Here is a 22878-nt window from a genome sequence, read left to right as displayed (position 1 = left end):
TTGGCCCCTTCGTCCCTTGGGGGAGAAGGTGTTGAACCCCTGCATGAACTCTGTACCCCACGAGGCCCGCCATGCCCATTAGGCCGCCCGCCCTCGACGACCGCAGCTTCGACGACCTGGTCGCCGAGCTGCTGTCGCGCATCCCGGCGCACACGCCCGAGTGGACGCACCCGCGCCCTGGCGACCCGGGCCGCACGCTGATCGAGTTGTTCGCGTGGCTGGGCGACACGCTGCTCTACCGCGCCAACCTCATCCCCGAACGGCAGCGCCTCGCATACCTGCGGCTCGTGGGCATGCCGCTCAAGCCGGCGCTCGCGGCACGCGGGCTGGTGGCGCTGAAGGTCAAGGCCGATCGGCAGGTGGCGGCCGTGCACGCGCCGCCCGGGTCGGTGATCGACAAGCCCGTGCCCTTCAGCACGCTCGACTTCTGCACCGCCTACCCGCTGCAAGGCCGCGCCTACCTGAAGCGCAGGCTCACCGGCGACGAGCAGGCCGACTTCAACGCGCTGCTGCCCGACCTGCAGGCCGTCTACCGCGCGACCGAAGGCACGCCCACGGGTTATGTGACGACCGAGGTGTTCGCGCCGGGCCACGACCTCGCGGCGGGCATCGACATCGCGCAGACCAGCGTCGATGGCGCGCTGTGGATCGCGCTCAACGCGCCCAGCGCCGCGCAACACCAGGCCGCGTGGCAGACGCTCGGGCCCGACGCGCAAGGCACGCCGCGCACGCTGAACGTGGGCGTGGCGCTGGCGCTCGACATTCCCCAAGGCGGCGAGGGCATCACCAGCCTGCCGGCCCTGCCGCTGGTGTGGGAGATGTCCACCGGCAGCGACCCCAGCACGCCGAACGCGCCCGACATGGTCGCGCTCGAAGTGCTCGACGACGGCACGCAGGGCCTCACACGCGACGGCGTGGTGCGCCTGAACCTGCCGCCGCTCGACCGCATCGGCGCCCCGTCGAACGACCCGCGCGACAACCTGCGCGCCGGCGTGGGCGACGCGCCCCCGCGCATCGACAGCGAAGAAGACGCAGCCCAGCTCGTCACCTGGCTGCGCCTGCGCGTGCAACCCGGCGCGGTGGTCACCAGCCTGCGCCTCGCGTGGGTCGGCCTGCACGCCACGCGCATCGAGCAACGCCAGGCCCTGCCAGGGCGTGCCATCGGGGTGTCCGACGGCGGCTCGGACCAGGTCTTCGATCTCGGCGTGGCCAGCCTCGGCAGCGCCGACCCGGCCACGCTGCAAGTCATCGTGCACGACGCCATCAGCGGCAGCGCCGTGTGGTCGTCCATCGACGACCTCGGCCGCGCGGGCCCGCTCGACCGCGTGTACCGCCTCGACCCCGAAGCCGGCACCGTGCGCCTGGGCGATGGTGTGCACGGCCGCGTGCCACCCACCGGCAGCCGCGTCGTCGCCACCGGCCTGCGGGTGGGCGGGGGTGCGCGCGGCAACCTGCCGGCGGGCCAACTGAGCAAGCTCGACCGGGTGCTCGACCTCGTCACCGGCAACCTGCGCAAGCCCGAACTCGCGCTCGATGCGTGGCAGCCGCTGGCGCTGCAAGGCGGGGCCGACGCCGAGACGCTCGACGCGGCGGAGCGGCGCATCCCCGCGCACTTTCAGCACCGCGACCGCGCGGTGACCGCGAGCGACTACCGCCATCTCGCCCGCGAGGCCCCGGGCGCGCAGGTCGGGCGCGTCGAGGTGCTGCCGCTCTTCAAGCCGCACGAGCGGCACCAGTCGGTGCCGGGCGCGGTGTCGGTGATGGTGCTGCCGCCGCGTTCGACGGTCGATTTCGCCGCGCCGCTGCCGCGCGCCGACCGGCCGCTGCTCGAAGCCGTGCACGCCTTTCTGAACGAGCGCCGCGCGCTCGCGGCCGAGCTGTACGTCATCGGCTGCGAGTACCGCGAGCTGGGCCTGTCGGTCGCGGTGCAGGTGCGCGAGGGCCATGCGCGCGAGCAGGTGCTGAGCGACGTGCGCATCGCCATCCGCCAGCACCTGTGGCCGTTGCCGCTGGGCCTGTCGGGCGAACTCGGGCCGTGGCCTGCGCAGGGCGGGCACGACGGCGGCTACCCGCTGGGCCGCCCGCTCACCGACCGCGAGATGGAAGTCGTCGTCGCCCGCGTGCCCGGTGTGGCGGGGGTGTCCCCGGTGCGTCTGTTCGAGCCGCACGACGGCCGCTTCGTCGAACTGCCGGGCGCCGGCAAGGCCGTGACCACGCTCGCGCTCGACCCCTGGCAACTGCCCGAGCTGACCGCCTTGGCCGTGGTCGAAGGCACCGACGCGCCGGCTTCGGTCACCTCGCCCTTCGGCGATGGCCATGGGGTGGGCGAGGGCGGCGGTGGCAACGCCGTCTTCCTGCCGGTCGTGCCCGAACTCTGCTGACCCCACACGACTGAACACACGCCATGGACGCCAACGGCCTGCGCTCTTTCGGTCTCTCGCTCGATGCGGGCCTGTACGCCTGGCGCGTGCCGGTGGCTGGCACGGGTGAGGGCGGGGCGCGTGCCGTCGCCACCGAACCGGCCCCGCAGCACCGCGTGACCGGCGTGCGCCTGGCCAGCCGCGCGCACGGCCTCACGCTGCGCGAAAGCTTCGCCAGCGTGGCCGAGGTCGCGCTGCAACCCGCGCTCGCGATGGACGCCACCGGCAACCACGTGGCCTGGAACGGCACCGGCCTCACCTCGGTCTCGCACCTCGCCGAAACGCACGGCCTCGACGCGCTGCACTTCATGGTGCCGCCCGAGGCGCAGCCGGTGAGCGACCTCACCGTGGGCGACGACGACGTGCTCTACCTCGCGGGCGGCGGCGCGCTGTGGCTGATCGACCTGCGCGGGCGATTCGAGCTGACCCGCTTCGGCGCGCCCGCAGGCTTCACGCCGCAGCGCCTGTGCGCCATGCCCGGGGGCGGCGTGGCCGCGCTCGACATCGAGCGCGGCACGCTGGCCCGCACGCGCGGCCTGCCGCTCTTCACGCGGGGCGTGGCGGTGAACACCCATGCCAGCGATCGCTTCGAGTCGCTCGACCCCAACCCCCGGCCGCTGCGCTGGCAGGTGCTGCGCGGCGCGGTGCCGGCCAACGAACGGGCCGTGGCCCTCGCCACCCACCGGCATGGGCGCCTCGCGGTGCTGAGCCTTGCACGCGCCTCGGGCGGGGCGCGCCTGCGCGTCGCGCTGGCCGATGGGCGCTTGTCGCTGCCGCTACGCCTCGCGGGCCCGCGCTTCGCGCACACGCTGGGCTGGCTCGACGGCGACCGCATCGCGCTCGCCACACGCGGCGTGCTCGAAGCGGGGGCCGGCAACGGTGCCGCCTCGACCCGCGACCCCGGCGTGTGGACCTACGCGCTGCCGGCGGCCTTCATCGAGCGCCTGGCCGAGGCCAGCGCTGAAAGCGCGACCGAACTGCCGCCGCCCTTGTCCGACGCCTTGCCGCCGCAGGGTGATTACTTCCCGCTCGCCGGCTGGACCGGCGGCCCCTTCGTCAACGCCCGCCCCGGTGACCGGCTGCACTACCCGCGCCAGGGCCGCACGCCCGACGATCCGGTGGCGCCGGCCCGCGTGGCGCGGGTGTCGGGCGCGCGGCGCAGCCGCTACGGCGTGGTCGCCAACACCGCCGACGGCCGCGTGCCCGGCGCCCGCGTGCTGGCCGCGGTCGGCCTCATCGACACCGGCAACCCCGGCACCGTGTGGCACCGGCTCTACGCCGAAGCGTCGGTGCCCACCGGGTGCGCGATGCTCGTGTGGCTGGCGGCCGGCGGCAGCGCGCCGCCCCCCTTCGCACCCGGCGAGCCCGGCCAGCGCGCGCACTGGTACCCGCACCTCATCGGCGAGCGCAGCGCCTTGCCGGCCGATGTGGCCGAGGCCTTGCCGGCCGATGTGCCGCGCGCTGCCTGGGTGCCGCAGCCGAGCGAGGTGGCGCATGGCCAGCCGCTCTTGTGCTGCCCCCGCGACGCGCACGACCTGCAAGGCAAGAGCGGCCTCTTCACGGTGCTGGTCCAGCGCGCCGCCACCACCGTGCGCGCGCTGCAAGGCGCCACGCTGTGGGTCACGGTCGAACTCTTCGGCGACGGCCGCGCCACACCCGAACTGGCCGCGCTGCGGGCCTACGCCGGCCGCGTGTCCTACCGCGACCGCTACCTGCCCGCGCTGTACCACGAGCGGGTGTTCGGCGATGACGCCGACCGGCCCGGCCGCGCCACGGGGGCCGACTTTCTCGACCGCAGCCTGAACCTCTTCGAAGGCCTGTTCACCGACATCGAAGACCGCATCGCCGCCAGCGCCTTGATGACCGATGCGATGGCCTGCCCGCCCGAGGCCTTGCCCTGGCTGGCCAGCTGGGTCGGCCTCGCGATGAGCGAGGGCCTGCCCACCGAGCGCAAGCGCTGGATGCTCAGCAACGCGCCGCAGCTCGCGCGCCGCCACGGCACGCTGCACGGCCTGCAACTCGCGCTCGACATCGCCACCGACGGCGCGGTGACGCGCGGGCGCCTCGTGGTGGTCGAAGACTTCCGCCTGCGCCGCACGCTGGCGACCATCCTCGGTGCGCGGCTCGAAGACGCGACCGACCCGCTGACCCTGGGCCTCACGCGCTCGGGCAACTCGGTCATCGGCGACTCGCTCTTCCTGGGCGACGCCAAGACGCTGCGCGACGGTGAGCTGAAGACCTTCCTCGCGCTGTTTCGCCGCATCGATGGCGATGCCGAGTCGGACCAGCGCGCGAACGACCGCCTGCAGGCCGACCGCGCCGCCGCGAGCCGCGCGCTGTTCGACGACCTCGCCCACCGCGTCACCGTGCTCGTGCACGAAGAAGCCTCGGCCGACGAGCTGCGGCTCGTGCAGCACCTGGCCAGCACCAGTGCGCCGGCGCATGTGCGCGTGCGGGTGATCCGCGCCGTCTACCCCTTCATGGTCGGCGTGGCCGCGCTGGTCGGCGCCGACACCTACCTGCGCGCCGACGCGCCACCGCGCCCCGTGCGGGTCGGCCCCGGCGACGAGGCCTCGTCGCTCGGCGGCATCGACACCCTGCGCGGCGAAGCCTCGCTCGACGCGCACGCCGGGGCCTTCGACGGCGTGCTGCCGCCCTTCAGCGCGCGTCCCGTCGCGCGCATCGGTTCGCCCGATTTCGCGTTCGACGACGGTGAGCCGACCGTGGGGCCGCTCGCCTCGTTCCGCCTCGATGGCAGCGACTCGACGGCCGGCGACGGCCGCAGCGTCGCGGCCTACCGCTGGACCCACCTGCCACCCAACTGACCACCCCCAGGAGATCGCCATGGCCACCTTCACCCCCGGCGTTGACACCGCCGTTCGCGCCGATGAACCGATGCTCGACGTCGTCGTCGCGCGCACCAACCCGCTGCCCGTGGGCCGGCACCAGTTCCAGCTCGTCGTCAACGACGACTCGGGCAACGAGTCGGCGCCGGTCAGCATCTTCATCGTCGTGCAAGACACCGAACGGCCCACCGCCCTGATCGACTTCATCGACGCGCGCGGCAACCGCATCCGCGACCGCGAGGTCAGCGTGCCCTTCGGCGCGGCCTTCCAGCTGAGCGGCGAGGCGTCGAGCGACATCGGCGGCAGCGTGCGCGTGTGGAACTGGTCGCTGGTGCGCACCTGATCGCGGCTCCGCCTTCGCCACCCACCACGAGACGCCCCGCATGGCCACGCTCTTGCTCGACCAGCCCCTGCGCACCCGCGAGCCGGTGGTGGACGTTGAAGGTCGCCTGCCGGTCGGCACCTACCTCGTGCGCCTGGTCGTCGAAGGCGCCAACGGCCGCAGCGTGCCGGCCGAGCTGACCGTGCGCGTGGTGCGTGCGCTGGAGCCGCGGCCCTTCGACCCGCTGCGCCCGCTCGACCCGTTGCGGCCCCTCGATCCGATCAATCCGCTCGACCCTTTCCGCCCCACCTAGGAGTTTCACGATGGGTGCATCCGACCTCGGCCTCGCCACCGAACAAAGCGACGACCTCGTGGCCGAAAGCCTGGCCGAACGCGGCGTGCCCGAACGCGTGAACTACGCCACCGGCGTGCTGCTGGGCGCCGAAGACTTCGCGCACGAGCAGCTCTACCTGCGCGGGCGCATGGCGCGCGCCTTCGCCGGCATCTACGGGCACGGCACGGTGGCGGGCCTGCGCGTCACCTGCCCGAGCGCCGACAACCCCAACTTCGAAGTGCAGGTCGCCCCCGGCATCGCGCTCGACCGCCTGGGCCGGCTGATCGAGGTGCGGCGCACGCAGTGCATCCGCCTCGTGCCCTGGCTGGCCGAGAAAGAGGCGCTGCCCGCCGGCGACGCGCAGCGCGTGGCCCTGGTGCGCGGCGTGCGCGCTTCGGCGCAGCCGGCGGTGTCGCACCTGGTGCTCGATGTCTTCGCACGTTTCGCCATCTGCCCGCACGGCCGCACGCCGGCCTTCGCCGCCGGGCCCTTCAACGCCACCGACTACGTGGTGCCCGCGCGCCTGGCCGACGCCTTCGAGATCAGCCTGCAGCTCGCGCACACGCGGCGCGCCAACCCCGGCGACCCCAACGACCTGAGCACCGTGCTGGCCGACCCGGCGCCCCGGTCCGACCGGCTCGACGCGATGTTGGCCGCGCTGCAAGACATCACCGACCCGGCAGCGCTCGAAGCCGCGCGGCGCGCGTGGACGGTTGAGAGCGCGCTGTCGGCCTGGCCCACACCGGCCGAAGAAGACCCGACGCGCCTGCCCAAGCTGCGCGAGCACGCCGCCAACGACGACTGGGACAAGCTTCTGCTGGCACGCGTGTTCGTGCCGGTGCGGCAGGCGAATGCCGATGCCTTCCCGACGCTCGACATGCTGGTCATCGAGTCGATGGGCGCGACCGGCGACCTGGCCGACAACAGCCTGCGGCCCATCGTGTTCACGCCTTACTCGTGGCGGGGGGCGGTGTGAGCCGCGCCGTCATGCCGATCCCCATCCCGTTCGCCCTGCGGGATCGAAGGGCCAGCTCCGACTTCGGCCCGCACTGAACCAGAGGAGACCGCCATGCCCGTCACCCCCACCCCCGAACTCACCGTCAGCAGCACGCAAGACCAGGCGCGCCTGCAAGCGCAGCTCGACGCCGGCGCACTGATCGTGGACAGCGGCCGCCGCCGGCCGTTCTACTTCGACGGCCGCTTCCTCACGGCCGACGACCTCACCGCCGACCAGAACTACATCCGCGCGCGGCAGAGCGACCTGGCGCAGGCGCTGGGCGCCGGCGTCATTCGCGGCCTGATGGTCGGGCTGGGCACGCAGGCCGCATCCAACAGCCCCACGCTCGTCATCGAGCCCGGCACCGGCATCACGCCCAGTGGCGACCTGGTGCAAGTCAGCGCCCGCCAGACCGTGGCGATCAGCGCCTTGCCGCAGGCCGCGCAGCTCGACGCGCAGCTCGGCATCAAGGCCTTGCCGGCGGCCAGCAGCATCAACCGCAGCGGGCTCTTCGTGCTGGCGCTGCGGCCCATCGAGTTCAGCGCCAACCCGACCGCCGCCTACCCGACCACGCTCGACGGCGAGCGCACGGTGAAGAACGGCGACATCGTCGAAGCCACCGCCCTCACGTTGATCCCGTACCCCGACCGCGCGGGCGTCGAGAACGCCAACGCCAAGCGCGCCCGCGTGGCCCGCGAGATCTTCTTCGACCGCCAGCGCCCCGGCGTGCTGCAAGACGCGCTGCCGCTGGCCATGCTGTGCCTCGAAGGCGGCGCGCTGCGCTGGCTCGACGTGTTCATGGTGCGGCGTGAGGTGGGTGCCGAATCGACCCTGAGCGCGGGCCTGAGCCAACGCCCGCGCGCCCTGCTCGAAGCTTGGATCAAGCAGCACCAGGACCAGCTCGACGACATCGACACGCCCACCGTCAACACCGGCTTCGCGGCGGCGAAGCAGTTCGAGGTGCTGCCCCCGGTCGGCCCCATCCCGGCCTCGACGCTGCGCTTCGAGATGCAGCTCGGGCAGCTGACGCTGCTGCAGTCGTACTTTCCGCCGCTGGTCGATTGCGAGTTCGCGTTCATTCCGAGCGACGAACTCGCGGCGCTGGTGCAAGACGGCCTCGCGCTGCCGCCCATCGACCTGCGCGCGGCCGACGAAGACCTCGACCACCTCTCGGTGCTGATCGTCGCGCCCGTCACGCGCCAGCAGCTCGAAGCGCACAAGCGCGCCTTGCAAAGCGTGCGCCGGCCGATCAAGGCGGCCGCCTCGGGCCTGGTGGCCAAGCGCTCGCCGCTCGAATCGCTGATCCGCCTGTCGCAGGAGAGCGTGCTGGAGCCACCCGCCACGCTGGTCAACCTGACGCCGGCCGAGCAGGCCCTGGCCTGGCAACGGGCCGTCGAGGCCACGCGCACGCAGGTGAATGCGGCGAATGCCGGGCGCGGCATGTTCTGGTACGTGCGGCGCCGCCAACTGCCCTACACCAGCGAAATCAGCAGCGCCACGCTGCGGCTCGCGGGCGACGCAGCCACCATCGACGACGCGGTGGACACGCGCCTGCGCGCCGACGGCGCCATCACCGAGTTCAACCGCATCACGAGCCGCGTGCCCACGCTGGCCCGCGCCGAGGTGGCCAACCTGCTGGCCGCACCACGCCTGGCCGTGTCGGCCAGCCTGCCCAACCGCGTGCTGGCCACCAGTGACCTCTTGCGCCGCAGCGCCTTCACCGCGCTCAGCACCCGGGCCGCCGTGCTCGCCGAAGAAGAACGCACGCTGGGCCACGACGACGTGCTCGACGTGGCGCGCCAGTTCGGCGACCCGCGCCTGGGCGATGGTTTCGACGCCTTGTTCGACGCGGCCGATGCCGACACGCAAGGCCAGTTGCGCACGCCCGAGGTGGTGCAGGCCGTGGCCGCGAGCGGCGTGGCCCCGCAGCTCGACCTGGCCGCGCGTGCGCTGCCGCGTGCGCAGCAGACCTTGTTCGCCACGCGCCTGAGCGCCGCGGCCCGCTCGACCGATTCGGCGCGCGAGCTGGCGGTGCTGGCGGGCGTGCGGGCGGTGGAGCGGTGACCGTGCGGGGCCTTGGACGGCGCGGTGTGGGCTCGCTTGCCGCTGGGGCAAGAAGCTCAACGCAAAGGCGCCAAGGAACGCAAAGAACGCAAAGAGCGCAGAAAGAAGGCGCGGCAACACAGGGCTGTCTTTCCTTGGCGACCTTTGCGTTCCTTGGCGCCTTTGCGTTGAAAGAACGCCACCCGATGCCCCGCCGGCCCGAGCCCCCCAGGTTGAACCCCGCGCGCCGACACAACCCTTCCCGGAGCCACCCATGACCATCCTGCGCGGCATTCCGAACCCCTTCGCCGGCGAGCACGTCATCGCCACCGTGCCACCGCTCGGCCCTTACGCGCGGGCCTCGGCCGACGAGCCCGCCATCCGCAAGCGGCTGAACTTCTTTCCGCAGCGTTCGCTGACCCACACCGCCTTGCTCGACGAGCAGCGCAGCCGCATCGCGGCCTGCCTGGCCATCGGCCAGTCGGTGGCGCCCGGGGTGATCGACGGCTTCGAGCTGGGCCTCGAAGGCGACACGCTCGTGCTGATGCCTGGCCATGCCATGGGCCCGAACGGGCACGACATCGAACTCGCCTACCCGCTGCGGCTGCGCTTCGACACGCTGCCGGTCGTCTCACCGCGCGTGGACCAGGCGCTGCAAGACCGCCACACCGGCAGCACGCCCTGGTCGCGCCTGCCGCTGCTGCAACGCCAGGCCACGCTGGCCCGCGTGCTGGCCGACCTGAACGGCGCTGCCTTCCTGCCGCATGCGATGGTGCTGGTGGCCATGCCGCGCACCGTGGCGCTCGACCGCACGGGCGAGCTCGACAGCCCGTGCCCCAACGCCACCGACACGTCCGCCTTCGACCGCACGGCCTGGGAAGACGGCTTCCAGCTCGCGTGGGTGCCCTGGCCCGACGACCGCACGCCGCCGCTGTGGTCGCAAGACGGCCGCACGCTCGACGCGCGCTACCGCAACCGCCTGGCCTACGCCGTGTTCAACACCGAACGCGAGCGCCTGTCGCTCAGCGTGCCGCGCTCGATGCGGCGCTGGCTCGACGAAGGCCGCATGACGCCCGAGCAGCGCGAGGCCCTCACGGCGCAGGTCGCACGCGAGGCCGAGCGGGCCCGGCCCTGGCCGTGGGAATCGCTCGGCGTGCCGCTGTCCATCGTCGCCTTCGACGCCGCCTTCCGGCCCGCCTTCGCCGACCGCGCGGCGGTCGTGCGCCAAGGCGGTGGCCGCCACAACCGCAGCGCGCTGGTGCCCGCCTCGGGCGACGACGTGCTGTGGCAGGCCCGCGTATCGCAACTGCTCGAACACCTGGCCGAGCTGCCGCCCGAGCAACGCAACGCGCAGACGCTCGAAAACCAGTTCGAGTGGCTGCCACCGGCCGGTGTGCTGCCGCTCGAAGTGGCCGACTTCCTCAGTGGCCGGCAGCACCTCTTTCCGCCGCAGTTCGACGTGCAGGCGATGCCGGTGCCGCTCGACATGGTGGACGCGCTCATCGCCGAAGCCTCGCCGATGCGGCCGTTCAACCTCTCGCTGCGTGACCAGGTGCAGCTGCTGGTGCCGGTGCCATCGCGCTACTTCGACCCGAACCTCTTGAAGCTCGACGAACGCGTGCACCCGCTGTTCGACCTGGAGGTCTCGCGCCTCGAAGGCGAACGCGCCCGCTTGCTCGCGCGCCGCGACGGCCTGCGCCGCCGCAGCGACCTGCTCACGCAGGCTGTCACCGGCTCGCTGCCGGCCTACCCGCAAGACGACGCCAACGCCTTGCCCGACGAGACCGGCGCGCTCGACGCCCTGGCCTTCGCCCGCGTGCACCGCGCCAGCGTGCCGGCCAATGGCGCCGAGCTGCACCAGTTCAGCGGGGCGCACGCGCGGCTCGACTTCCAGGCCGTCGATGAGCTGATCGTCTTCGTGCGTTTCAATGGCACGCCGGCGGGCATCGGCATCCGCCCGCTCATCAGTGCCGTGGCGGGCAGCACGCCGCCGGCCACCCGGCCCTTCGTGTGGGGCACGGCCCCGGCCACGGCCAATGGCGACCGCGTGGCCGAGCTGCCGCCAGCCAACACCTGGGTCAAGCTCAGCGTGCCCATGTCGCGCGCCGGGCTCGCGGGCCAGTCGATCGACGGCCTGGCCTTCGCGGTGTTCGGCGGCGCGCAGCCCAGCGAGGTGACCTGGGGCTACGCGGGCAAGGCCTCGAACGGGTTCGAGAGCTACTGGCTCACCGACGCGTTGCCCCCCGGCGCGCGCGCCGAAGGCACGTGGACCTGGCTCACGCAAGGCGAGGCCTTCACCGAGGCCGAAGACCTGGCCGCCGGCCTGCCTGTCGAGGCCGGCGTGGCCACCGGCACCGATGCGCGGCCCCACAGCCGCCACGTGGCCGAACTCGACAAGCTGCTCGCCTCGTGGCGCAACTTCCGCAGCGGCGTGCTGACCGTCGAGCTGGGCGAGCCGGCCAGCGGCCCCCGCACGGCCAGCACCCCGCCGCGCACGGTCGATGGCGGGCTCGACGAGCTGATCGCGCGGCTCGACCTGCGCATCCGCACCGCGAGCGACCACGTGGACTTCGGCTTCCTGCGCGCCCGCACCGAGATCTTCCGCATGCGCCAAAGCGTGCTCGGGGTGGACAACGCCGGGCGCTTTCTCACCTCGCCGGCCGCGGCTGAACTGGTGCAGCGCAGCGAGAACCCGGTGGCCAGCGAGAAAGAGTTCGCCGACTACTTCAAGCGCCTGAATGAGGCGCCACCCGCGCCACCGCCGTTCACCCCGAGGAGCCCCACGAGCGGCCCGGCCCCGGCGCCATCGACCCCGCCGCCCCCCGCGCCGGCCCCGGGCCCGGTGGTGGTCTCGACGCTGCCGTCGCGCTCGGTGCTCAACCTCTCGTCCATCAACACCAGCCTGTTGAACACCTCGGGCGCCACGCTGCGCAGCAACCTGCTGGGCGCAGCGAGCCCCACCACGTTCAACCTCGGGGGCGATGTGCTCTCTCGCGGCGTGGCCCTCGACACGGGGCTCAATGCCACCACGGCGGCCAGCGGCGGCCTGCTGTCCACCGGCATCGTCGCGCCCCGGCTCAACTTCGCGGGCAGCACGCTGCGCGCGGCCACGTTGGCCGTCGAGCCGCCCGCCGCCGTGAAAGACGTGGTCGGCGCCAGCCTCCTGGGCGCGACCTACAACACGGTCACCGTGGCCGAACGCTTCACCCTGCCGGCCTCGGTGGTGTCGAGCAACTCGGCCGCCAAGGGCAAGGGCGACTTCGTCACGGGCGGGCTGTCGGCCCTGGCGTCCAACGGCCTCGTCATCGACGACCTGCCGGTGTACGGCTACCGCCGCACCGACGCCGACCCCGAAGACGACGCCACGCGCGTCACCGCCGCCGAGCTGCTGGCCCGCAGCGACAACATCGCCGACGACGATGCGCAGACCCTCAGCAACGACCAGCACGAGGCGGTGTACTTCCGCCGCGGCATCGACGCGATCGACAACACCATCCGCTTCCTGCGCGGCATGGAACTGCGCGCCGAGGACTACCGCCGCCTGCAGGCCGATGCGAAGAACGCGCGCAGCAACATCCTCGCCACCATCGCGCGCCTGCAGACGGCCATCGACGCGCTCGCCGGCCGGCTGGCCGAGGTGCGCCACGACCTGTCGGTGGCGCGTGCGCTGCGCGCCGAAGAGCAGGCGCGGGTGGATGCGCTGGTCGCGCGCCGCAAGGCCATCCTCGCCGAACAGGTGCCGTTTCTGGTGTTTCGCCGCCCGCGCCTCACCGACGTGCTGCACGACCTGCCGGTGCTCGCCGCGCAGCCGGCCGAGGTCGAAGACCCGGTGCCGCGCTGCCGGGGCGAGGCCCACGACGCGCCGCCCGAGTTGATGGCCATGGTGGACACGCTGCGCGACGTGCCCGTGCGCTGGTGGCGCCGCCTGTCGCTCGACTTCGTCAAGCTCGACCGCCTGAGCGACCTGCAGCAGCTCGCCGAGGCCTCGACGCGGCGCCTCGCCATCCCCTACGAAAAGAAGCGCCTGCACGGGGCGATGTCGTCGCACGAATCGCCCACCGGCCAGATGCTGCAGCGCAGCCTGTCGCGCCAGGCCGAGCGGGTGCAGAAGACCTACGACCGCGCCGCGCCGCAGGTGCAGGCCATGGCCGCCGCCGCGAGCTGGAAGCAGGCCGCCGCGCCGATGCAGTCGCTCGCGAGCATCCGCGACCTGCTGCAGATCGGCCCCGCCTCGCGCGACCTCACGCTCGCAGCGGCCGGCCTGCTCGACGACGTGGCCGGCGTCGGCGCCTGCCTGCACGCGGCCTTCTGCACCGTGCCGCCGGCCACGCGCCTGCGCTGGGCCGAGTTGTTCTCGCAGCTCGACGAATCCACCCCTTTGCGCCTGCTGAGCGTGCTGCCGGGCTTCGGCGACGAGCGCCTGGGCGTCGATCACATCGCCTGGCGGCAGATGCAGCGCATGGTCGATTGGCTGTTCGCGCAGGTGGCCGACGAAGACGACGCGCACGATGCCGTCAACGACCTCGTGCGCGTGTGCCTGCTGCTGGCCTCGCACGCGCCGGTCAAGCGCATCTTGAGCGCGCGCATCCGCCAGCCCCGGCCGGCCATCGTGCACACCACGCTCGAACTCGACCTCGACCCGCAGACCACCCGCATCGGCATGCAGGTGCTGGTGCACGGCGCGGCCACGGCCGGCGCGGCCCCCACCGTGCTCGCGCGTGCCGTGGTCGAAGACCTGGGCGCGGCGGGTGCCGTGGCACGCATCACGCAGGTGATGACGGCCGAGCCGCTGATGCTGACCGCCGCGATGCAGGTGCAGGTGCAGACCGGGCCGGCCTTGTCCACGCCCCAGGCGCAGAAGGCCGATGCGGCCGCCCAGGCCTGCGCCGCCCACCCGGCGGCGCAGGCCGGTGGCGGCAAGAAGGCCTCGGCCCCGGCGGCCGAAGTCGCCGCCGAAAAACGCGTGGCCAAGCAGGTCGAGGCGCTGCGCCAAGGCGGCGCGCGGCGGCCGGCAGGGGTGCGGTGATGGGGCCGGGCAGGGCGGCGCTGGCGGGCGATGTCGTCTGTGGGGCCGGTGAGCCATGACCCCCCTGGCTCCCGGCACCCGCCTCGTCCACCGGGCCCGGCTGCGCCCGGCACACGCCGACGACGCGGCGGCCCTGCGCTTCAGCGTCGAAGACGCGCTGCACACGCTCGACTTCGCCGACTGCGGCCGGCTCATCCTCGTGCGCCGGCTGCGCCTGCACGGCCTGCCGCCCCGGCCGACGCCGGCCCAGGTGTCGCGCCAGCTCGAAGCCGTGTGGCGCGAGATGGCCGCGCGTGCCTGGCCCGGTGAACACCCGCAGGCCGAACATGCCCCGGCGGTCTTCTTCGCGTCGCGCCAGGTGGCACGCGTGGCGTGGTTGCAGCGCGAGGCCACGCACGCGCCGACGAGCGCGTGGTTCTGGCCGCAGGCGTTGCCCGAGTTGCGTGCGGCGACCTCGCCCGCGCAGGCGCTGGCCGCGGTCGTGCACACGCTGCTGGCCGAAGCGCCGCAGGGGCTCATCGACGGGCTGCGACGCTGGCCCGATGCGCTGCTGCTGCGCTGGGCGATGGGGCTGCCTGAACACCTGGGGCACACGCTGCTGCAACGGCTCACGGCGGACGTTGTGCCTGAGCGTTCGTCGTTCGCGGGGCCGTCCACCCCGGTCGCCGAGGCCACGCCACCCGCACCCGCTGTCGAGGTGTCGGCCGGGCAGGCCCAGGCCCTGCGCGCGCGTCTGGGGCGCGCACCCGTGCCGGCGCATGTGCAGTGGGTGCTGGCCCTGTGGATGGGCGCGGCGATGCCGGACCGGCCGACCCGGGCGCAGGTCGAGTCGGTGGCCGGGCCTGCATCGGGCCCGCCCGCCATCGACCCGACCGAGCCCACCGACACAACCCCCAGGCTGCAGCCCGTACGCGACGCGCGGTTCGCCGAGCATCGACGCGCGCACGACGCGGCCCCCCACGCTGCGGCGCCGTCGCCCGAGCCACAGCCCACCCGCGCGGCGACACCGCCGCAAGGCACCGGCGGCGAGGTGCCCGTCCCCGCTGCCGCGCCCGTGGCCTCGATCGAATCGGGCCTGCAGGCACAAGCCACCGCACGCCCCCGCCAGCCTCACCGTGGCCCGCTCACGCTGCCCTGGCTTGCCGACGCCCAGCCCAGCGCGTGCGGCGGGCTGATGGCCGTCGTTAACGCCTTGCAGGCCCTGGGCATCGAGGCGTGGTTGAACGCGCAGCCGCCCGCTGCGCGCCCGGCCTGGGTGCAGCACCTGTTCACCGAGGTGCTGGCCGCGGCCGGCGCGCCGGCCCGCGACCCGCAGGCGGCCTGGTTCACCTTGAGCGACGACGCCCGTGCGACCTTGACGCAAGCGCGCTTCAAGGCCGCGCCGCCTGTCGCATCGCCCACCGAGGCCGACTTCAGCACCGCGACCCGCCGCTGGCTCATCCACCTGCGCCGCGCGCTGCGCCAACGCGCCGGCCTGGGCCTGCGCGAGCTGGTGCAGCGCCCCGCCTGGGTCAGCGCCAGCCCCACGCACATCGACGTGGTGATGGCGCTCGAAGACGTGGACCTGCGCGTGCGCCGCGTGGGCCTCGACGCCGACCCTGGCTGGCAGCCCTGGTTCGGCCGCATCGTGGCCTTTCATTACATCGCGCGCGCGCTGCTGCCGCCCTGGCCCGAGGACATGCCCCATGGATAAACGCGCCCACCTCGCCTGGCGCGCCGCGCTGCTGCAGGCCCTTGCCGACGCGCTGCCCGAAGCGCAGCACACGCACCCCGACGCGCAGTGGCTGTTCGCACCCGAGCCGGCGCCCGCGAGCGCGCACGACGCGGTGCTCGCGCCCCTGATCGAAGGCCTGTCGCTCCATGGCGTCGAGCAGGTGGCCGTGGCGCTCGCGTTGTGGGTCGAGGTCGATGCGCGCTGGTCGGCGCTGCTGGCGCTGATGCAAGGCCACGGCCCGCACCTGGGCCCGGCGCGGCCCACGCTGGGGCTGGTGGCGGCCCTGGCCGAACCCCTGGCCGCCACGCTCGGCGACACCGACCCCCAGCCACTGCCGCTGGGCCGATTGCTGCAAGGCCCGGCGCTGGCCAGCGGCCTGCTGCAGGCCAGCGAGGCCCACGCGCCGGCCCACGCCCGCACGCTGCAACTGCACCCGGCCGTGCTGGGCCTGCTGGTGGCTGGCGGCCACCTGCCCACGCGCGGCGTGACGCTCGGGCGCCTGGCGCTGCACCCGCCGGCGCGGGCGCCCTGGCCCTTGCCGCAGGCCTGGCGCGAGCAGGCGCGCGACATCGCCGAGCGCATCGGCGCCCAAAGCGAGCCCAGCACCGTGGTGCTGCGCGGGCCCGACCGCGACGAGCTGCACGCATTCGCCGCGCAACTGGCGCAGCATCTCGGCCGCCGCGCGATGGAAATCCAATCGCTCGACGACGCCGCCCCCACCAGCGCCGCCGCGTGGCAGGCACTGGCCGCGCGCGAGGCCGTGGTGCCCGCGCTTCTGGCCAGCGGCGGGCTCGCCCTGTGGCCCGCGCCGCTGACCCCCGGGCAGGCCATCGAAGCGCCCGACTTCGCGCACCTGCCCGGCCCGCTGGTCGTGCTGGCCGGGGCCGACGCCGCCGTGACCTCGCGCCACACCTGCCACGAGTTCGAGCTGACACGCCCGAGCGCCGCCGACCGCCTGGCGGCGTGGGGGCACGCGCAGCCGGCGCCGGCCGACACGGGGTGCGCCACGCCGCTCACGCCCACCGAGCGCCGCGCCATCGCGCGTTCGCACTGCGGCATCTCGGTGCTGGCCCGTGCGGCACGCGAAGCGGCGCGGGGCGTGCCGGTGCACGCGGCCATCGAACAGGCCGTGCGGGCCAGCGCCCGCGGCCTGGCCGCCTGGGCCCAGGTGTCGAACGAACGCGTGCCCGCCGACGCCTGGGTCGGCTCGGGCGAGCTGCACCGCGAGCTGGGCCTCTTGCTCACGCGCTGCATCGCCCGCGAGACAGCCGCCGCACAACTCGGGCCCTTGCTCGCCGGCCGGCTGAACGCGGGCGTGAAGGCGCTCTTCCTCGGCGCCTCGGGCACCGGCAAGACGCTGGCCGCGCAGTGGCTGGCCGACCGCTTGGCACGTCCGCTGGTGCGGGTGGACCTCGCCTCCGTCGTCAGCAAATACATCGGCGAGACCGAGAAGAACCTCGCGCAACTGCTGGCCCGCGCCGAGCACCTCGATGCCGTGCTGCTGTTCGACGAGGCCGACTCGCTGTTCGGCGCGCGCACCGACGTCAAGCAGGCCAACGACCGCTACGCCAACATGCAGACCAACTACCTGCTGCAGCGGCTCGAAACCTTCCACGGCGTGGCCGTGCTCACGTCCAACAGCAAGGCGCGCTTCGACGACGCCTTCCTGCGCCGGCTCGATGCGGTGATCGAGTTCCCGCTGCCCGACGTGGCCGAGCGCCGCGCGCTGTGGTCGCTGCACCTGGGTGACGCGCCGGGGCTCGACGCGGCCCTGCTCAACCAGGTCGCCGCCCTGGCCGACCTGCCCGGCGGGCACATCCGCAACGCGGCGCTCACCTCGGCCCTGCTCGCGCGCCTGCGGCTCGGCGACGACGTGGACGAAGCCGGCGCCCAGGCCGCCGAGCCACTGCGCCTGTGCGCGGCCGACCTGCGCGAAGCCCTGGCGCTCGAATACCGCAAGCTCGGCCAGCGCGCGCCCGACAGCCTGCAGCGCTGACCCCGCGGCCCATGCTCGAAGCCGCCCCGAACCCCGCGCACGAGGCCCGCAAGCGCAAGCCGCCGCCGGGTGCGGCCGGCGCGCACGCGCAAGAACCGGCGTCGGCCGCGGCGTCACCGGTGACGTCGCCCCTGGTGGGTCAGGCCGCGACAGCCGATGCCGCCTCGTCCCCCGCGGCGGCGGCGGCGCCGGGCCCCTCCGGGGCGGCCGGCGGGTTGAAGAGCGAAGGCAGCTCGTTGCCGCGCTACCTGCAGAAGGGCGCGGCCGAGGGCGCGCCGGGCGTGTCGGCCACACCCCGGGCCGGGGCACAGGGTGCGATGGCGTCGATGGCCTCGGCCACGCCTTCGCAGGCCCCTCCTGGTGGTGTCGCTGCGGTGCCCACCGCCGGGGCATCGTCTCCGGGGCCGATGCAGGCCGGCGCGCGCAGCCCCGCCGAAGCCGCCGGCCCCATGGCGGTGAAGCCGGCCGCGACACAGGTGCCGGCCGGTGCCGCGGCGGCGGCGCCGGGTGCCACCCCAGCGGCTGACGCGCAGGCCGGTGGCAAGGCCGCCGCACCGACGCAGTTGCCAGCGGCTGACGCGGCGCGGCCGGCCGATGCCAAGGCGGCCCAGGGCGTGCCCGATCACACTGCCCCGGCCACGGCCCAGGGGGCCGCGCCTGCCGGCAAGGGCACGGCCGGTGCCGGTGCGGCACCGCCAGCCGGCAAAGAGACAGGCAAAGAGACGGGGAAAGAGACAGGCAAGGCGGCCAGCAAAGCGGGCATCCCAGGGGCCGCGAAAGAGGCCGCCCCCGGCCCCGGCAAAGCCGGCGGCAAGGAAGGCCCGGCGGCGGCCGGCAAGGCGGGCGTGGCAGGTGCCGTGCCCGGTGCGGCCGGCGCAGCGGGTGCCGCAGGTGCCGCGGGTGCTGGCGCCGGCCCTGCTGCCGCCGGTGAAGGGGCTGCCGCCGGTGGCGAAGCGGCCTCCGCGGGTGCCGGCAAGGCCGCAGCGGGTGCGGCGGGTGGTGCCGGGGGTGCTGGCGGGGCCGGGGGTGGGGCGGCAGGCGGTGCCGCTGGTGAGTCGGCGGGGGCCGGTGGCGGCGCAGACGACGCCGCCAGCGAGCAGGCCGAATCGCAAATGGACGCGGCCGAGCCCGAAGGCCAGAACGACGCCGAGGGCGGCGCTGCTTCCGAGCCCGAGGCGGCAGCAGCAGCGGCGGCGCCCCCTGTCGCCCCGGCGCCGCCCGAAATCGGCGGCGCCGCCATGGCGGGGGCCGACGCGGGCGGGCAGGCCGGGGCCGAAGCGGCGGGCGGTGGCGCGCCCGATGCCGCTGAAGCCGCCGACGTGGAAGGGGGCGGTGGTGGTGGCGGAGGTGGTGGCGAATCCGACGCCGGCGAAGCCGAGCCCTCGCCCCCTGCCGCGCCCAAGCCCGCCGAGGTGGCCGCGCAGATGCCCCAGCCGGCGGTGGGCAACGACCCGGCCGCCACCGAGCGCGCGCAGGCCGCCGCCGACGCCCGCAGCGAGCAGGCCGACACCGAGCAGATGGCGCAGCACGGCTCCGAGCAGCGCGACGCAGACGTGGCCGAGGCCTCGGCCGACAGCGCCCCCTCGGCCGACGCCGAGAGCGGGCTGAGCGCCTCTGAAAAATCGGCCGCGCTCTCGTCCCTGGGCGAAGAGATTCCGGCCGACAGTGGTGGCGGTGGGGGTGGCGGCGGTGGCGGCGGGGGCGGCGGCGAAACCAAGCAGGAAGACGCCCCGCCCGACGTGAGCGGCATGCCCCCCGAGCAAGGCCTGGCGACGCTCGCCAGCGCCACGCCCACCGAGGCCGAGGCGGCGCTCGGCGGCGTGACGAGTGCGGCGGCCAAAGACAGCGCCGACCAGATGGCCAGCGCCGAGGCGTCGATCCCGAAGGTCACGCTGGGCGAAGACGCACAGCCCCAGCCCGCGCCCTCGAAGGGCGCCGGCGCGGGCGGCGCCAGCGCGCCCAAGCCCGGCGCCGCGGCGCCCGCACCCAAGCCCAAGGTCGAACCCACGCCCAAGCCCAAGGCGGGCAATGCGGCCGACAAGGTCAAGGCGCCGCAGATCGCCAAGCCCGAGAAGGGCGCCGAGATGAGCCCGGCCGACAAGGCCAAGCTCTCGGGCGCGGTCTCGTCGCTGTCGGCCAAAGACCCCGGCCTGGGCGTGCGCCTGGGCAAGGCGCCCACGCTCAAGCTCGCGGGCGAGGCCGACCCGAACCGGCTGGCCACGCAGAAGGGCCAGGCCGACCAGGCCATCGCGGCGGCCAAGGCCAAAGAGCAGGCCGAGCTGAACAAGCCGATGGGCGAGCAGGACGTGCGGCCCACCGTCGGTAAGGTCGAGATCGAAACACCCAAGCTGAAGGCCCCGAGCGCGGGTGGTGGGGGCAGTGCGGGGGGCGCCGCCGGTGGGGGTGCTGGTGGAGGTGCTGGTGGAGGTGGGGCCGGCGGTGGCGGCAAGGCCCGCGCCGTGCTCGCCGAAGAACTGCAAGGCGCCGAGGTGCGGGCCGCCGCTGCCGCCGCCTCGGCCCAGACCGCCGCCGCCAAGGCCGCCGCGCAAGAGCAGGTGGCCGCCGGCAACGCCGCGGCGCGGGCGAAGGTGGGCGAGGTCAAGGCCCGGACTGCCGCCGAGCAGGACGGCGTGCGTGCCAAGGTGCGCACCGACGCGGCCAACGCCCGCGCGCAGTTCGCCGCCGCGCAAGAAGCCAAGATCGTCAAGCTCGAAGGCGAGCAGCAGAAGAAGGTTGCCGAGACCGAGCAGAAGGTCGAGGGCGAAAAGACCCAGAGCGAAGAAGCCGCCGAGGCCGAGATCGAAGAAGGCGACAAGCAGGTCGCCGAGAAGGAAGGCGAGGTCGAGGCCCAGGTCGAGCAGCACAAGGACCAGGCCGAGGCCGAGAGCGAGAAGGGCCTGTTCGGCAAGTGGGCCGACGACGCCACGGCTTGGTTCGAGTCCAAGAAGAAGTGGATCAGCGACAAGGTCGAAGAAGGCAAGAAGTGGATCCAGGAGAAGGCCGACGAGTACAAGAAGAAGGCCACCGAGCTGATCGAGAAGGGCCGCGAGACCTGCGTCGGCTGGATCAAGGAAGGCGGCGAATGGCTGGCTGAAAAGAGCGACGCGCTGCTGGCGGACTTTCCGGCCGCGCGCGACGCGGCGCGTGGGCTCATCGAGTCGGGCGTCGAGTACGGCGTCAACAAGACCAACGAGTACGCCAAGAAGGCCGAAGACGCGGCGCATGCGGTCATCGACGGCACGGCCGCCGCAGCCACGGCCGTGGTCGAAGGCGCCGGCAAGGCCGCCACGGCCTTCGTCGATCACTACCAGCAGCAGGTGGTGGGTGCGCTCAAGGTGGCCGACGCCGCCGCGCAGGCCCTGGGCGTGCTGTCGGTGCTGGTCGAAGACGTGGCCGCGAACCCGGGTGGCTGGGTGGCCAATCTGGGCTCGTCGGCCAAAGACGGCGTCAAGAACCACCTGGCCGGCGCGATGAAGGCCGCCATCAAGCAATGGTGGGAAGGCAAGGTCGAGAGCGTGCTCGGCGTGAGCGGCGACATGTGGGACACGCTCAAGAAGGGCGGCATCGGCCTGAAGGAAATCGGCGCGATGGCGTGGTCGGGCATCAAGGCGGCGATACCGCCGGCGCTGATCCAGCTGGTCATCGAGAAGGTCGTGTCGATGATCGTGCCGGCCGCCGGCGCGGTGATGGCCGTCATCGAAGGCCTGCAGGCGGCCTGGGGCTCGGTCTCGGCGATGCTGGGCGCGGTGCAAAAGGCCATCGGCTTCTTGAAGGCCGTGAAGGGCGGCGGTGCCGGGCCGCAGTTCGCGCAGCTGGTCGCGGCCGCCGCCATCGTGGTGATCGACTTCGTGTCGAACTGGCTGCTCGCCCGCATCGGCAAGGCCCTGCTCAAGATCGGCGGCAAGATCAAGGGCATCGTCCAGAAGATCATGCGCAAGCTCGCCGCCGCGCTGAAAAAGGCCAAGGGCAAGAAGAAGGGCGCCAAGGGCAAGGGCAAGCCGAAGAAGAAGGGTGACAAGAAAGCGCGCGACAAGAAGGCCCGCGACAAGCGCAACGCGCGCAAGAAAGACAAGGACGGCAAGGGCAAGCCGAAGGACGACCCGGGCAAGAAGGACAAGGACAAGAAGGACGCGAAGCGCAAGAAGTTCGAACGCGCGCAGACCGGCACGCGCTCGGCCATCGCCTCGCTGCTGTCCAAGGGCATCAACGGCCTGATGTTCAAGATCCGCGTGCGCTTGCTGAAGTCGAAGTGGGGCTGGTCATCGCTGATCGTCAAGCCAAAGGGCAAGGACGGCTTCGTCGTCCACGGAAAGATGAACCCCGAAGGCGACATGGGCGAGGGCGAACGCTCGCCGCAGGTCACGGTCAAGGGGGCGCCGCAAGTGAAGGAAGGGCCGCCCAAGGCCGCACCGGCGGGGCAGGCCGCCGCGGGTGCACCGGGGGCGGCACCGGCAGCGCCGGGTCAAGCCCCGGGCAGCGACCAGCCGTTGCCGGAGTGGGAGAACTCAGCGCTGGCTGGCAGCTTCCCGATGACTCGGGAACGCCACGCGGCAGCCATGCAGTCTGCGGGGGGCTTCCGCGGTTCGCAGCACGCCAACCCCTGGGAACTGGCGACCAACCCCTATGTGGTCCGAACGCTTGCGCCGGCCATCGCCGAAGAGCATGGCAAGTCGCTGGCCCTCGGCGCCAAGCCCACCGCCAACGAACTGGGCGATGAGGCCAAGGACTCGCTGCGCAAGCAACGCAATGCGCGCGCGAAGGAGTCCACCGCCAAACGCGTCGATCTCAAGCCGCAGCGCCAGCACCGTGAAGATTTCGGTTCGGGCTTCTTCAAGCGCACGCCGGACTTCCAGATGGTGGTCAAGAACAAGGTGGAAGGGAGCAACGCTGTGGAGACGAGCGAGGTTCACCTCGTCGAGCAGACGGTGGACGTGAACTTCACCTACTCGGCGAGTTCACGCAAGGCGGTGCAGATTCCCTCCACCATCGGCATGGTGGCTCGCAACCCGAAGTACCAGGGGGCACGCATCGTTTATCACATCGTTGCACCCGTCGATGCGCCGCAAGGCACGAGGGAGGCCATCGAGCGTTCGATTGCCGAGAGCGGCCTTGGCTCCAAGGTCAAGGTCGTCTGGCATGCGATCAAGCCACCACAAGGCTGAGGCAGCGCTTCGCGGGTC

The 22878-nt window shown here is 73.4% G+C and carries 10 protein-coding genes; all 10 read left to right on the top strand.

Going from position 1 to position 22878, the window contains the following annotated elements; all coding sequences use genetic code 11:
- The first annotated feature begins 71 nt into the window (after window positions 1-71).
- Entirely contained in the window at window positions 72-2381 is a 2310-nt protein-coding gene (locus AC1KAT_RS03180) for a putative baseplate assembly protein (protein ID WP_480322702.1), read from the top strand.
- Between the two features lie 23 nt (window positions 2382-2404).
- Complete coding sequence (locus tag AC1KAT_RS03175) at window positions 2405-5245, top strand: phage tail protein (protein ID WP_480322700.1); 2841 nt, start codon at window positions 2405-2407, stop codon at window positions 5243-5245.
- Window positions 5246-5264: 19 nt separating this feature from the next.
- Window positions 5265-5609, top strand: coding sequence for a hypothetical protein (locus tag AC1KAT_RS03170; protein ID WP_480322698.1), 345 nt, complete (start codon window positions 5265-5267; stop codon window positions 5607-5609).
- Window positions 5610-5649: 40 nt separating this feature from the next.
- Complete coding sequence (locus AC1KAT_RS03165) at window positions 5650-5901, top strand: hypothetical protein (RefSeq protein ID WP_480322696.1); 252 nt, start codon at window positions 5650-5652, stop codon at window positions 5899-5901.
- A gap of 10 nt (window positions 5902-5911) precedes the next feature.
- Window positions 5912-6898 (top strand): hypothetical protein, encoded by a 987-nt coding sequence (locus AC1KAT_RS03160; protein WP_480322694.1) that lies wholly within the window; start codon window positions 5912-5914, stop codon window positions 6896-6898.
- Between the two features lie 93 nt (window positions 6899-6991).
- Complete coding sequence (locus tag AC1KAT_RS03155) at window positions 6992-8983, top strand: hypothetical protein (RefSeq protein ID WP_480322692.1); 1992 nt, start codon at window positions 6992-6994, stop codon at window positions 8981-8983.
- 253 nt (window positions 8984-9236) lie between these two features.
- Window positions 9237-13988, top strand: a complete 4752-nt coding sequence (locus AC1KAT_RS03150; RefSeq protein ID WP_480322690.1) for a hypothetical protein — start codon at window positions 9237-9239, stop codon at window positions 13986-13988.
- Between the two features lie 55 nt (window positions 13989-14043).
- Window positions 14044-15681 carry a serine/threonine-protein kinase gene (locus AC1KAT_RS03145; RefSeq protein ID WP_480322688.1) on the top strand — a complete coding sequence of 546 codons (1638 nt, stop codon included), beginning with the start codon at window positions 14044-14046 and terminating at the stop codon, window positions 15679-15681.
- Window positions 15674-17698 carry an ATP-binding protein gene (locus tag AC1KAT_RS03140; RefSeq protein WP_480322686.1) on the top strand — a complete coding sequence of 675 codons (2025 nt, stop codon included), beginning with the start codon at window positions 15674-15676 and terminating at the stop codon, window positions 17696-17698. The genes AC1KAT_RS03145 and AC1KAT_RS03140 overlap by 8 nt, the downstream gene beginning before the upstream one ends.
- Before the next feature lie 11 nt (window positions 17699-17709).
- Window positions 17710-22860, top strand: coding sequence for a hypothetical protein (locus tag AC1KAT_RS03135; protein WP_480322684.1), 5151 nt, complete (start codon window positions 17710-17712; stop codon window positions 22858-22860).
- Window positions 22861-22878 lie beyond the last annotated feature (18 nt).

This window comes from Piscinibacter sp. PDB5-1 (genome assembly GCF_056676035.1).
The sequence above is the reverse complement of the archived record's forward strand: the minus strand, read 5'-3'. Positions and strand labels throughout refer to the sequence as shown.